The organism is Paracoccus sp. (in: a-proteobacteria) (assembly GCF_032007265.1).
Lineage (GTDB): Bacteria > Pseudomonadota > Alphaproteobacteria > Rhodobacterales > Rhodobacteraceae > Paracoccus.
In genome coordinates this window covers 1-12,469 of record NZ_DALZMB010000107.1, presented here as the reverse complement: position 1 = coordinate 12,469, position 12,469 = coordinate 1, and the positions used below count along the sequence as shown (strand labels likewise).

The 12,469-nt window shown below is 58.3% G+C and carries 13 protein-coding genes; 10 read left to right on the top strand and 3 right to left on the bottom strand.

The window, feature by feature from the left end; translation table 11 throughout:
- The 3 genes from RTS12_RS17255 to RTS12_RS17245 all read left to right on the top strand — a co-directional run.
- The coding region (locus RTS12_RS17255; protein ID WP_312530713.1) for a glutamine synthetase family protein at window positions 1–1,359 on the top strand (1,359 nt) is incomplete at its 5' end.
- Window positions 1,360–1,392: 33 nt separating this feature from the next.
- Entirely contained in the window at window positions 1,393–2,781 is a 1,389-nt protein-coding gene (locus RTS12_RS17250) for an aldehyde dehydrogenase family protein (protein ID WP_312530711.1), read from the top strand.
- Complete coding sequence (locus RTS12_RS17245) at window positions 2,778–3,923, top strand: iron-containing alcohol dehydrogenase (RefSeq protein ID WP_312530709.1); 1,146 nt, start codon at window positions 2,778–2,780, stop codon at window positions 3,921–3,923. The genes RTS12_RS17250 and RTS12_RS17245 overlap by 4 nt, the downstream gene beginning before the upstream one ends.
- A 328-nt stretch (window positions 3,924–4,251) precedes the next feature.
- Here the strand turns inward: RTS12_RS17245 and RTS12_RS17240 are convergent, their stop codons facing one another.
- From RTS12_RS17240 to RTS12_RS17230, 3 genes are read right to left on the bottom strand one after another with little or no spacing between them, the layout of a single operon-like run.
- Complete coding sequence (locus tag RTS12_RS17240; RefSeq protein ID WP_312530707.1) at window positions 4,252–5,247, bottom strand: TRAP transporter substrate-binding protein; 996 nt, start codon at window positions 5,245–5,247, stop codon at window positions 4,252–4,254.
- Window positions 5,248–5,275: 28 nt separating this feature from the next.
- Window positions 5,276–6,538, bottom strand: coding sequence for a TRAP transporter large permease (locus tag RTS12_RS17235; RefSeq protein ID WP_312530706.1), 1,263 nt, complete (start codon window positions 6,536–6,538; stop codon window positions 5,276–5,278).
- Window positions 6,538–7,158 carry a TRAP transporter small permease gene (locus RTS12_RS17230; protein WP_312530704.1) on the bottom strand — a complete coding sequence of 207 codons (621 nt, stop codon included), beginning with the start codon at window positions 7,156–7,158 and terminating at the stop codon, window positions 6,538–6,540. Before RTS12_RS17230 ends, RTS12_RS17235 begins: the two co-directional genes overlap by 1 nt.
- A gap of 477 nt (window positions 7,159–7,635) precedes the next feature.
- Between RTS12_RS17230 and RTS12_RS17225 the strand changes: the two genes are divergently transcribed.
- The 7 genes from RTS12_RS17225 to RTS12_RS17195 form a co-directional block, all read left to right on the top strand.
- A complete protein-coding gene (locus RTS12_RS17225; protein WP_312530702.1) occupies window positions 7,636–8,808 on the top strand; it encodes an ABC transporter substrate-binding protein in 1,173 nt (390 codons plus the stop codon).
- A 14-nt stretch (window positions 8,809–8,822) separates the two neighbouring features.
- Window positions 8,823–9,689, top strand: a complete 867-nt coding sequence (locus RTS12_RS17220; RefSeq protein ID WP_312530701.1) for a branched-chain amino acid ABC transporter permease — start codon at window positions 8,823–8,825, stop codon at window positions 9,687–9,689.
- Window positions 9,686–10,225, top strand: coding sequence for an ABC transporter permease subunit (locus tag RTS12_RS17215; RefSeq protein ID WP_312530700.1), 540 nt, complete (start codon window positions 9,686–9,688; stop codon window positions 10,223–10,225). Before RTS12_RS17220 ends, RTS12_RS17215 begins: the two co-directional genes overlap by 4 nt.
- A complete protein-coding gene (locus RTS12_RS17210; RefSeq protein WP_312530698.1) occupies window positions 10,185–10,757 on the top strand; it encodes a branched-chain amino acid ABC transporter permease in 573 nt (190 codons plus the stop codon). Before RTS12_RS17215 ends, RTS12_RS17210 begins: the two co-directional genes overlap by 41 nt.
- Complete coding sequence (locus RTS12_RS17205) at window positions 10,757–11,587, top strand: ABC transporter ATP-binding protein (protein WP_312530696.1); 831 nt, start codon at window positions 10,757–10,759, stop codon at window positions 11,585–11,587. The genes RTS12_RS17210 and RTS12_RS17205 overlap by 1 nt, the downstream gene beginning before the upstream one ends.
- Window positions 11,571–12,263 (top strand): ABC transporter ATP-binding protein, encoded by a 693-nt coding sequence (locus RTS12_RS17200; RefSeq protein WP_312530695.1) that lies wholly within the window; start codon window positions 11,571–11,573, stop codon window positions 12,261–12,263. Before RTS12_RS17205 ends, RTS12_RS17200 begins: the two co-directional genes overlap by 17 nt.
- Window positions 12,264–12,283: 20 nt before the next feature.
- A partial coding sequence (locus RTS12_RS17195) for a CoA transferase (RefSeq protein ID WP_312530694.1) occupies window positions 12,284–12,469 on the top strand: 186 nt, incomplete at its 3' end.

The window sequence follows — 12,469 nt, the reverse complement described above, 5'->3', positions numbered from 1 at the left end:
CCTGCCAATCTTACCTTTGAAGCCCTGAAAGACGCGGTTGCGCGGGGCGAGATCGACACAGTTACCGTGGCCCTTGTCGATATGCAGGGCCGCTTGATGGGCAAGCGCTTCCATGCCCAGCATTTCATCGAAAACCCAGATGAAACCCATTGCTGCAACTATCTGCTTGCGACCGACCTGGATATGAACACGGTGCAGGGCTACCGCGCGACGAACTGGAGCGCGGGCTACGGCGATTATGTCATGAAGCCTGATCTGTCGACATTGCGCCGCTTGCCATGGATCCCATCGACCGCGTTTTGCATGGTGGATGTGTTGGATCACAAGACCCATGAACTGGTCCCTCATGCGCCGCGCAGCGTCTTGCGCCGCCAGATCGAGCGGGCGCGCGCCATGGGTTTCGAGCCGATGATGGCCACCGAGCTGGAATTCTACCTGTTCGCCAAGACCTATAAGGAACATTTCGACCAGGGCTACCGCGCTTTGGTGCCGACTGCGCGTCACAATGTCGATTACGCGCTGACCAGCACATTTGCCGATGAACCCGTGATGCGCGATCTGCGCAATGGGCTTTTTGGGGCGGGTGTTCCGGTCGAAAACTCTAAGGGCGAGGCCGATGCGGGCCAGCACGAAATCAACGTGAAATATTCCGATGCGCTGGATACCGGCGATATGCATGCGCTGGTCAAGGCCGCGACCAAGGAAATTGCGCATCTGCACGGGCAATCGGCCACGTTCATGGCGAAATATTCCCACAATCATGCGGGCTCTTCCAGCCATGTGCATCAATCGCTGTTTCAAAACGGCAAGAACGTCTTTCACGATCCCAGTGCCCCACATGGCATGTCGGATTTGATGCGTCATTACATGGCGGGCCAATTGACCCATGCGCGCGAGCTGACCTGTTTTCTTGCCCCATTCGTCAATAGTTACAAACGCTTCGTGACCGGGCTTTTCGCGCCGACCAAGGCGATCTGGTCAATCGACAACCGCACGGCCGGGTTTCGCGTCTGCGGCGAGGACACCAAGGGCGTGCGGGTGGAATGCCGCATCGGGGGCTCGGATTTGAACCCCTATTTGGCTTGTGCATCGCTTTTGGCGGCAGGGCTGGACGGGATCGAGCGCAAGCTGGAGCTAGAGCCCGCCTTTACCGGCGACGCCTATGCCGCGCAATCCGCGCGCCAGATCCCCACGACCTTGCCCGAAGCGCTGAACGAGCTGTCAGGCTCGGCCATGCTGCGCCGCACCATGGGCGATGATGTCGTCGATCACTACACACGCGCCGCCGAATGGGAGGTGCAGGAACATAACCGCGTCGTCACCGATTGGGAAATCTCCCGCGGGTTTGAGCGCGCCTGAAATTGCCGGACATGCCGGTGTCATGAGGATCAAATGACCAAGACCACCAAATTGATCTCGCCTGTGGATGGTGAGGTACTTGTCGAAAAACCGGTGCTGTCGCTTGACGAGGCAAAGGCCGCCGTTGCCCGCGCCCGCGCCGCCCAGCCTGCTTGGGCGGCCCTGCCGCTGGCCGAGCGCATCGCCAAAGTGCAGGCCGGGCTGGATGCGCTGAATGCGATGAAAGACGCGGTCATACCCGAGCTGGCCGATCAGATGGGCCGCCCCATACGCTATGGCGGCGAGTTTGGCGGCGTGAACGAACGCGCGGGCCATATGATAAAGATCGCCGCAGAAGCGCTGGCACCGACCATCGCCGAGGAAAGCGACCGTTTCCAACGTGAAATCCGGCGCGAACCGGTTGGGGTGGTCTTTGTGATCGCGCCCTGGAACTATCCTTTCCTGACGGCGGTCAATACCGTCGTCCCCGCACTTGTGGCCGGGAATGCCGTCATCTTGAAACATGCCAGCCAGACCCTGTTGTCGGGCGAGCGTCTGGCCGAGGCGCTTCGTCAGGGCGGGGTTCCGGGAGATGTGATCCAGAATGTCGTCTTGGACCATGACACGACCGAGGCACTGATTGCTGCGCGCAGCTTTGGTTTTGTGAACTTCACCGGATCGGTGGCCGGCGGGCGCGCGATCGAGCGCGCGGCGGCGGGCACATTCACCGCCACCGGGCTAGAGCTTGGCGGCAAGGATCCGGGCTATGTGCGCGCGGATGCCGATCTGGATGCGGCGGTTGATGGGTTGATGGATGGGGCCATGTTCAACTCGGGGCAATGTTGCTGCGGGATTGAACGGATCTATGTCCATGAAAGCCTGTATGACCAATTCGTCGAAAAGGCCGTGGCTTGGGTCAATGGCCAAAAGCTGGGTAATCCGCACGATCCCGAGACGACCATGGGGCCGATGGCGCATCGCCGGTTTGCAGAGCTGGTGCGCAGCCAGATCGCCGAAGCTGTGGCCGCGGGTGCCAAGGCGCTGATCGACCCCGCCCATTTCCCGGCAGATGATGGCGGTGCCTATCTGGCGCCTCAGGTTCTGGTCGATGTCAGCCATGACATGCGCATCATGCGCGAGGAAAGCTTTGGCCCGGTCGTTGGCATTATGAAGGTTCGCGATGACGCCGAAGCCATCGCCCTGATGAATGATTGCGATTACGGGCTGACGGCCTCGATCTGGACGCGCGACACTGATGCCGCCGCCGACATCGGCAGTCAGTTGGAAACCGGCACGGTCTTTATGAACCGTTGTGATTATCTGGATCCGGCGCTGTGCTGGACCGGGTGCAAAGACACCGGGCGCGGCGCAGCATTGTCGAGCCTTGGTTATCTGGCCCTGACACGGCCCAAATCCTACCATCTTAAGAAGGTGACGAAATGACGCTTCGCGCGAACTGGTCCTATCCGACCGCGATTAAATTCGGGGCAGGGCGCATCAGCGAACTGGCCGAACATGCCAAATCCGTGGGCATGAGACGCCCGCTTTTGGTGACCGACAAGGCGCTGGCCAGCCTGCCCATCACCGCCGCCGCATTGGATGTGCTTGAGGCGGGCGGCCTTGGGCGCGCGGTCTTTTCCGATGTCGATCCCAACCCCCATGAAGGCAATATGGAGGCGGGCATTGCCGCCTATAAGGCCGGAAACCATGATGGGGTCATCTGTTTTGGCGGTGGCTCGGCGCTGGATCTGGGCAAGATGATCGCGCTGATGGCCGGACAGAACTTGTCTGTCTGGGATCTGGAAGATATTGGCGATTGGTGGACCCGCGCCGATGCCAGCAAGATCGCCCCCATCATCGCCGTGCCCACTACGGCAGGCACGGGATCTGAAGTTGGTCGTGCCGGGGTTTTGACCAATTCTCAGACCCATAAGAAAAAGATCATTTTTCACCCCAAGCTGATGCCTGCCGTCACGATCTGTGACCCGGAGCTGACCGTGGGTATGCCGAAATTCATCACCGCCGGAACCGGCATGGACGCTTTCGCCCATTGCCTCGAGGCCTATTGCTCGCCCCATTACCACCCGATGTCGCAGGGTATCGCGCTTGAGGGGATGCGGCTTGTGAATGAATATCTGCCCCGCGCCTATGCCACCCCGGGGGATCTGGAGGCACGCGCCCAGATGATGAGCGCAGCCGCGATGGGCGCGACAGCCTTTCAAAAGGGGCTAGGCGCAATCCATAGCCTTAGCCATCCGATCGGCGCGGTCTATGGCACCCATCACGGCACCACCAATGCTGTGGTCATGCCGATGGTTCTGGATTTCAACCGCCCCGCGATCGAAGAGCGTCTTAGCCGCGCGGCGGATTATCTGGGCATCAAGGGCGGCTTTGACGGCTTCCGCGCCCGCGTGATGGAGCTGCGCAGCGAATTGGCGATCCCCGCCAATCTGAGCGCAATGGGCGTCGAGGCCGCACGACTGGACGAGCTGACTGAAATGGCGCTGGAGGATCCAAGCTGCGGTGGCAACCCGGTCGAGATGACGCGCGAAAACACGCGCGCGCTGTTTGAAGCCTCGATGTAAAAATTTGACCGGCAATCCGCCCTTGTGCGGGTTGCCATTTTTCGGGTGATCATTTCGGGCGCTCGTCTTGTGGGTTGCCGGTTCGATGAACTGGGGCAAGCGCTTAGGCGGCGCATTCAGGCCGCGCCCTTAGCTGGGGCCGCAAAGTGGTGCCTTTCGGGCGAAGGTTGCGCCCGAGGCGATCTGCATCCGTTATCTGACTGCCCATAGGAATGTGGCAAACGCCGCGCTTACCGAGGGCAAGGCGCAGCGTCACCGCCCCTTAGATCACGCGCGCCCCATGGGCCGCGCGTGAGCGAAAGACCCAGAGGGCCAAAGACCCAGAGGATTAGAGCGATTTTGCAACTTCGCGCAGTTCGGCCAAAGCAGGGGCTTTGGGCAGCCAGATTTCATCATAGGCTTTGATGATCTCGGCGGTGTTGTCCATGTTCACATCCACGACCTTGATGCCGCTGTCACGGAAGTTTTGCAGCAGCACGGCCTCATTGGCGACTGTGCCGTCGATTTGCTTGTCCAGCTCTTCCCGCACGAGCCGTGTGATCAGCTCGCGGTCGGCTTCGGGCACGTTTTTCCAGCTGCGACCCGATACCAGCGCGACGCAAGGCATGAACAGCGCATTCAAACGCAGCATCGTCTTGGAGACTTTGTCATAGCGCTGGTTCCAAGACAGGTCGAGGTCGGCCTCTAGCCCGTCGACTTGACCGTTCGACATCGCGTCAAAGACCTGAGGCGTCGGGATCGGTGTCGGGGCCGCGCCCAGCAGCTGATAGAAGTCGCGATAGGCGGGCGTGGTATTGATACGCAGCTTCATGCCACGGATATCATCGATCCCCGAGGTCTCTTTGCCGGTAAAGACCACGCGCAAGGTGGTGATGCCATAGCCAAGGCCAATGGTGCCAGTCTCGGCGGGCAGGACATCCAGCAGGCCCATGGCCGCTGGGCTGCGCACAAGTGCCGCGACCTTCTCGGTGGTGGGGACCAGCCAGGGGGCGTTGATCGCCGCGACTTGGGGGATGCGCGATCCCAGCTCGGCGGTCATGATCCAGCCCATGTCCAGCGCGCCCGATTGCATCTGCTGCAGCATTGCCGCCTCATTGCCCAGTTGGTTCGAGGGGAAGACCTGAACCGAAAGGCGGCCATCGGTTTCTTCAGACAGGCGTTTGCCCATGCTTTCAGCGGCAAGGTTCCAGGGGTGGCCGGGCGGGGTGGTGATGCCAAGGCGATAGACCTTGGCGCCCTGAGCGCGCAAAAGCGTCGGTGCGCTAAGGGCAAAGCCCGCACCCAATGTGGCGGTGGTGATAAAGTTACGGCGCGAGATCGTCATGATATTTCCCTGTCAGTGAGCGTTTTGATTACGAAAAGAAGGTCGAAAGGCTGGGGAAGATCGAGAGCAGCACCAAGATGATGCAGCTGATGAAGAAAAAGGGCAGCGTGACTATGAACATCTTGCCAGGCTTGGCCCCGGTGACGGCGGCCGCGACAAAGAAGTTCAAGCCGACGGGGGGGGACAAGAAGCCCAAGACAAGGTTGATCACGGCGACCACACCGAAATGGACGGGGTCGATGCCATAAACCTCGGTTGCGATGGGCAGCAGGATCGGGACGGTCATGATCAGCCCGGGGGCGCCGTCAATCACAGTGCCGATCACCAGCAAGATGACATTAACAAGCAACATGAAGGTGATCGGGTCATGGGCAACCGTCTGAACCCATTCGGCGACCCGCTGGGGCACCATACCATAGACCAGCACCCATGAGAAAACCGCAGCCGCCGCGATCAGGAACAGGATGCCGGCAGAAAGCACGCCAGCCTTGACGAACATTCCCGGCAATTGACGCAGCTTCAGGTCGCGGGTCACCAGACAGCCAATGACGATTGCGGCGACCACCCCCATGGCAGCGGCCTCGGTCGGATTGGCAAGGCCCGTCAGGATCGAGCCGACGATGACCAGCGGAATGAACAGCGTCGGCAGCGCGCGCAAGGTGATCATCACCCGAGTGCGTATCGGCAGCTTGGTTCCGCGCGGATAGTTGTAGATATAGCCCATCAGCGCGATGATGATGCAAAAGGCAACCGACAGCATCACGCCCGGAATGATCCCCGCAGCCAGCATGGTGCCAACGGGCACCTGAGCCATCACGCTATAGACCACGAACATGATCGAAGGGGGGATGATCGGTCCCAGCATGCCTGCATAGGCTGTCAGGCCAGCGGCGAAGGTCTTGTCATAGCCTGCACGCTCCATTTCGGGGACAACCATCTGCGACATCAGCGCGACCTGTGCCGCAGCCGAGCCCAGGATCGACGCAACAAACATATTGGCGACCAGATTGACATAGGCCAACCCACCCTTAAGTGCCCCGACAAAGGCCATGGCCATATCGATGATCCGGCGCGTGATGCCGCCACCGTTCATGATCTCGCCGATCAGAATGAACAACGGGATCGCGATCAGCCCATAGCTGTCGAGCCCCGAGAACATCTGTGTGGGAAATGAGGCCAGAAGCACCGCATTGTCGCTTTGCCAGATATAGGCCAGTGCGGTCAGGCAAAGAACGATCGAGATGGGCAACCCGATCATCATCAGCACTGCGAAGGAGATAAAGGAAAACATCAGGCAGCCTCCTCGGCGGTGGTCAGCGGGATCTGAACGCGCTTGGCGGCAATGCCGATGTCCTCAAGCAAGTTGGCGGCTGTGTGAATGGTCAGCGTCAGCGCAAAGATCGGCAAGATCAGCGTGATGATCCAGGTGGGCCATTCCAGCGTCTGGCTGCGCTCGGTGTAAAGAAAGTTGAATGTGTCTGCGGCATAGCTTTTGGCGTCAAAGCCATGAGAGGCGATCCCGATCGGATCCAACCAATTCCAGCAGATGACAATGAAGCCCAAGGCAAAGGCCAAAGAGATCGCCGTGGCCACTGCACGCATGACCCGAACGGATTTGGCAGACAGATGTTCAGCCAGCAGGGTGACGGCAAAGTCGATGCGCAACCGCGTCATCACGGATGCGCCGATAAAGCCCAGCCATACCATGGTAAAGATCGAGGCCTCATCGACCCAATAGATCGGCAGGCGTACGAAGCGTGTGACCACATTCATCAAGATCAACGCCAGAAGCAGGCCAATCAACAGGCCTGCCAACACCTTTTCGACCCTGAGAATTCCTTGAGATAATGCCGTGATCGCATTTGCCCAGCCGGCATGACTACCGTCCCTCGTGTCGGTTCCGTCGTGCATCGGCATCCCCTCCCGTTTGCATACTTTTAAAATACTTAAAGCGTGCAGGCCGTATTTCTGTCAACGATTCATTCGCTGGGCGGTCTTGGGCAAGGGGGAGGCTATTTGAAGCGCGCCCGGCTTCAACTGCGGAGAAGTGGCGAGGTTTGGTTGTATGATCTGTTCATTGCTTAGTGAATGGAACGATTCATATATTTTCTAGATTCTTTCGAAATTAATCCTACGAGGAAGGCGCGTATCAATAATTTCTTTAACGTAAGTCATGTAATTATATGATATTATTGCAATATTGTAAAATCTGATCATGCCTTTGGAGGATGTGGTTGGGTGAAGCATTCAATGAAACGATTTATTGACAGGTGAAGGCGGCGTGTTATTCTGTCTCCTAACGACAGGAGGATGCGGTCCCGCGGGAGGAGATGCGGCGCTGCAGGGGTAGGAACCGCCTGCGTTTCGATCATATCGGGAGGAGAGAATATGGTACCGCACTTTAGCCGCCTGCTTGGTGGCGCCTTGCTTGCATCCGTCGCGCTGAGCGGCTCTGGTTTGGCTTGCGAACTCAAAATCGGCGCGCCTGCAGTTCTGTCCGGTCCGGCGGCGCAATGGGGTCTCGCATTACGCGGAGCGCTAGAGTTCGTGGCTAAGGAAACCATGGAGGAACAGCGTCTTGTCGTGAATGGCGAAACCTGCACGGTATCGGTTGTTGCGATCGACTCGAAGTACACGGCCGAGGGCGCGGCATCGGCGATGAACTCACTGGCGGCCGAGGGGGTCAAAGTGATCGTCGGTCCGGTTGGCTCGCCGGAGGTGACCGGCATGAAGCCTGTTGCAGCGCGCAACCGCATGGTCTCGATGGTGAATAGCTTCGCCAAGGATTCCATTGGTCCGCAATGGCCAAACGTCTTTCACATCGGTCCGGGGCCTTCCGGCTGGGCCGGCCCGATCATTGATCGCGGGCTAGAGCTTTACAAATTCAAAACCGTTGCGATCGTCGCCCCCAATGATCAGGGAGGGACTGATGTTGCGGGTGTCAATGCAGAGGTCTTTAAGGCAAAGGGTATCGACGTCACCGAGGAATATTACCAGCGGGGCACCACGAACTTCGCGCCGATCGTTACCCGGTTGATGGGAGCGAGCCCTGGGGCTGTGGATTTGGCATCCTCTCCGGCAGGCGATGCGGGCATTATTGTCAAGCAGCTGCGACAGGCGGGCTTTACTGGGCCGATTTTCCGTTTGGGCGGGCCAGGTACCGAAGAAATCGCGCGTGTCGCTGGCGGCAATAACATTTTGCAGGACTTTCTGTGGTATGAGCCCATCTCCATGGATGATGGCATCCGCGCGCTTGAGGACAAGCACCTCAAACTGATGGGGAAACCCCGGCCAGAAAATGCTGATTTCTTTCGTTGGGTCTTTGCCTCGCGCATGATGGTTAAGGCAGCTCAGGCGGCGCAGTCGGTCGATGATGCACAGAAAATCGCTGATGCGATGCGCGGCCTGCCGGTTGAAGATGAGAACATCGGTGCGGGTCATTGGATCGGACAGAAGTTTTTTGGCATCAACCAAGAGATGTCCTATCCCTTCGCCATCGGTGTGATCCAAGGCGGAGAGGCGCAGCCCTATATTCGCGCTGAGGCCGTCAGCGAAAGCTGAGCCCTGGAGGAACCATGGATACTTTCATTTCGACGGGGCTGATCGGGATCAGCCTCGGGTCCCAATATACCCTGCTGGCACTCGGATTCACGCTGATCTTTGGCATCCTAGGTGTCGTTAACTTCGCGCATGGGGGATTTTATGTCCTAGGCGGTTATATTGCATATTACTGCTCGGTCGTACTGGGACTGCCCTATGCCTTGGCATTGCTGATCGCTCTTGCTGGTACCTTTGTACTGGGCTGGCTGTTCGAGGCGCTTTTGCTGGAGCGGGTGATCGACGACCATCAGGCGACACTGATGGTGACGATGGGCTTCTATCTGGTCCTGGCCACGGTGATCCTGATGATCTTTGGCGCGGAATCACCCGAGTTCTCGTTTCCCATTACAGGGGTCTGGCGTATTGGCGGGGTATATATTCCTTTGGCCAATATGGTCGTGCTGGGGGTCTGCCTGGCGGCAATCGCTTTTGTCTTTTGGCTCGTCTACCGTACCAATGTCGGGCGTTCGCTGCGGGCCATGGCTGAAGATCGCTCGGTCGCCAGTGCGTTAGGCATGCGCACCAAGTTGCTGTTCCCCTTTGCCTTTGCGCTTGCAACCGGACTTGCCGGGCTGACCGGCGCTTTGGTGACACCCATTCTGGCCCTAGCGCCCCATGTAGGGGACCCTGTGCTAGCCTTTTCCTTCCTCACGGTTATCTTGGGTGGGTTGGGAAGCGTAAGCGGTGCGACGATTGCGGCCTTCACGGTCGGCCTGATCGAGGCCTATGCCGCCGTTTATCTGGGCGGCTCGAAGGGGGCCCTGACGCTTTTTGTTCTGGTTTTGGTCATTCTTGTGATCCGCCCGCAGGGGTTGATGGGCAAAGAGGTCCGGCGCGCATGACCAGCACAGTCACAATCCTAAACACAAGTCCCAACGCAATCATCTCTCGTTTGATGAAGCGCCGCACACCTTTCTTCGGGCTGCTAGAATGGCTCACACTTGCCATTGTTGTGGCCATGTTTGCTGTACCTTTTGTTACAGACAACCCGCGGATCATGTCCCAAACCAACCTGATCTTGATCGCAGCAACGGCAGCTTTGGGCGTGTATATCATGCTGCGCATGGATTTGATGAGCTTTGCTGTTCCGTCCTTTATGGCGATCGGAGGCTATACCGTGGCCTTGCTCAGTATCCGTGCAGGCGTCACCGATGTCATCACATTAGCTATTGCGGCCTTTATTGCCTCGGCGCTTTGCGCCATCCCGCTGGGTTGGCTGATCTTGCGACTGAAAGGAGTTTACTTCGTTCTAGTGACCTTCGTCCTGACCGAAATTGTCCAGTTGTTGCTATTTGAGGCCTCGCCTTTGACCGGGGGGGGCGAATGGGCTGGTGGGCATGCCCGCACCGCGTTTCTTTGGTTTCGAGCTGTGGGATAATTCCCATGTCCTTTTGACCACGGCTGGATTGGCGCTGGCGGGCTTTCTGATCACGGCCGTCTTCACCCGTCAATTTCGCTACGAGTTCGCGGCGATCGAAAAGAACGACGTCCTAGCGGAAAGCTTGGGTCTGGCTTGCTGGAAATACAAGGCCATGGCCTTTGCTGTTGCTGCAGGAGTTTCAGGCCTCGCGGGTTTTGCACTGGTCAATATGCTGATGACCGCTCATCCCACCTCTTTCGCGCCGATGTCGTCGGTCACCTATATCACTTATACGATCGTGGGCGGAAAAGGCTCGATCCTAGGCACTTTGGTGGGGGCCGCGCTGTTGATCCCGGCTACGGATTTCTTTGCTCTGCGCGGGGAACTGTCACCGGGGCTGTATGGGCTTCTCATCATCGTCATGACGCTTTTGGCAAAAGGCGGGGTCATTGGGATGGTTGGTACGCTTGGCCAGCGTCTGAATGACTGCCTGGCTGCCCGTCGCAGTGCGGTTAAGGACAAGCGCATGTGTGCACAGGGAGAGGGATAATGGCCCAACAACATGCGAAAACGGGTGATACTTTGCGGGTTGAAAGTATCACCAAGGCCTTCGGTGGGCTCAAGGTCTTTCATGATGTCAGCTTTGAGGTGCCCCCGGGTGGCCTTTTGGGGGTGATCGGGCCTAATGGCGCGGGCAAAACCACGATGATCAACATCATTTCGGGGCGTCTTCCGCCAAGTTCGGGGCGAGTAATGCTGGGTGAGCGTCGCGTTGACAGCCAGCCGGTCGCAGCCAATGCAGCAAAAGGGCTGGTGCGTAGCTTTCAGCAAACTGCGACATTCGCTGGCCAAACCGTCGAGGACAATTTGCTGTCGGCCCTTCGCTTTTCAGGAAGGGAACGTAACGTACTGGAGCGGCTTGCGCATCTGTTGGACCGCTTTGGGCTGATCGAGAACTGGCGCCGCAATGCCGAAGTTCTGCCTTACGGTCTGCAAAAGATGCTTGGGCTGACAATGGCCCTCGCAACCGAGCCACGCATGCTGCTGCTTGATGAACCGGCAGCAGGCCTCGAGAAATCCGAGCGTAGCAATATCGACGACTACATCACCTTTGCCCAGGCCGAGTTCAATTGTGGCGTCCTACTGGTCGAGCATGACATGGACCTGATTAAGCGACTCTGCGGATCAGTCATCGTTATGGACGGCGGCAAGTTGATTGCCGAGGGGGCCCCATCAGAAGTGCTGTCCCATAAAGAGGTCATCGATGCCTATTTGGGCCGCGGCGATGACGATGATGACATCGGTAGCAACGATCTTGGCGGCATAGGAAACGCTGAAGGTGTCGAGCTAAAGGAGGCTGCGAATGCTACGCATCCGTGATTTGCACGTCGCCTACGGCGGTACCCGCGCGGTTGACGGCATCGACCTCGATGTCGCGTCGGGTCAAACCGTGTTGCTGATCGGCGCGAACGGCGCGGGAAAATCCAGCCTGATCAATGCTGTCATTGGGCTTGTCAAGAACTTGCGTGGACGCATCGAGTTTGACGGACGTGATATATCTTCCATGTCCAGTGATGCTCGCGCGCGCTGTGGAATTGGCTATTCACCAGAAGGGCGACGGGTTTTCCCATCGATGACGGTGAAAGACAATGTTTTGGCGGGCGCCCCGGGCCTTGGCTCGCGCCATCACGGGGAGCGTTGGGACCTTTTAGTCGCGTCTTTTCCTTTTCTGGCAGAACGTCAAAACCAGCCTGCGGGCGAACTGTCTGGGGGACAACAACAGCTTGTAGCGATAGCCCGTGCCATGTGCGGAGCGCCGCGTCTGTTGTTGCTTGATGAACCCTTCCTTGGCCTCGCCCCCGTCTGGATCCAGCAGATTTCCACCGCCGTACGTCAGATGCAGCAAGAGGGGATTGCCGTACTGATGACCGAGCAGATGGCACGTCCAGCGCTGAAAATAGCTCAATACGGCCATGTGATGCGCTCGGGCCAAATTCGCCGCTCTGGCCCGACAGAAGAGATCAAGGGTGCCGCTCTGGCCGAGGAATATCTTTAGCGCCGGGCAGCACAGCCAAAATGGAGAAATTTGATAAAATGATTTCCGCGAATTCCTCACCGCTTCACGGTCTTACCGTTCTCGAACTGGGACATTCAGTCGCCGCGCCTTATGCCGGCCTGATCCTGGCTGAACTTGGTCCCAGGGTCATTAAGGTCGAGAACCCTGCAACCGGTGACTATGCTCGCGGCTGGGGGCCCCCCTTT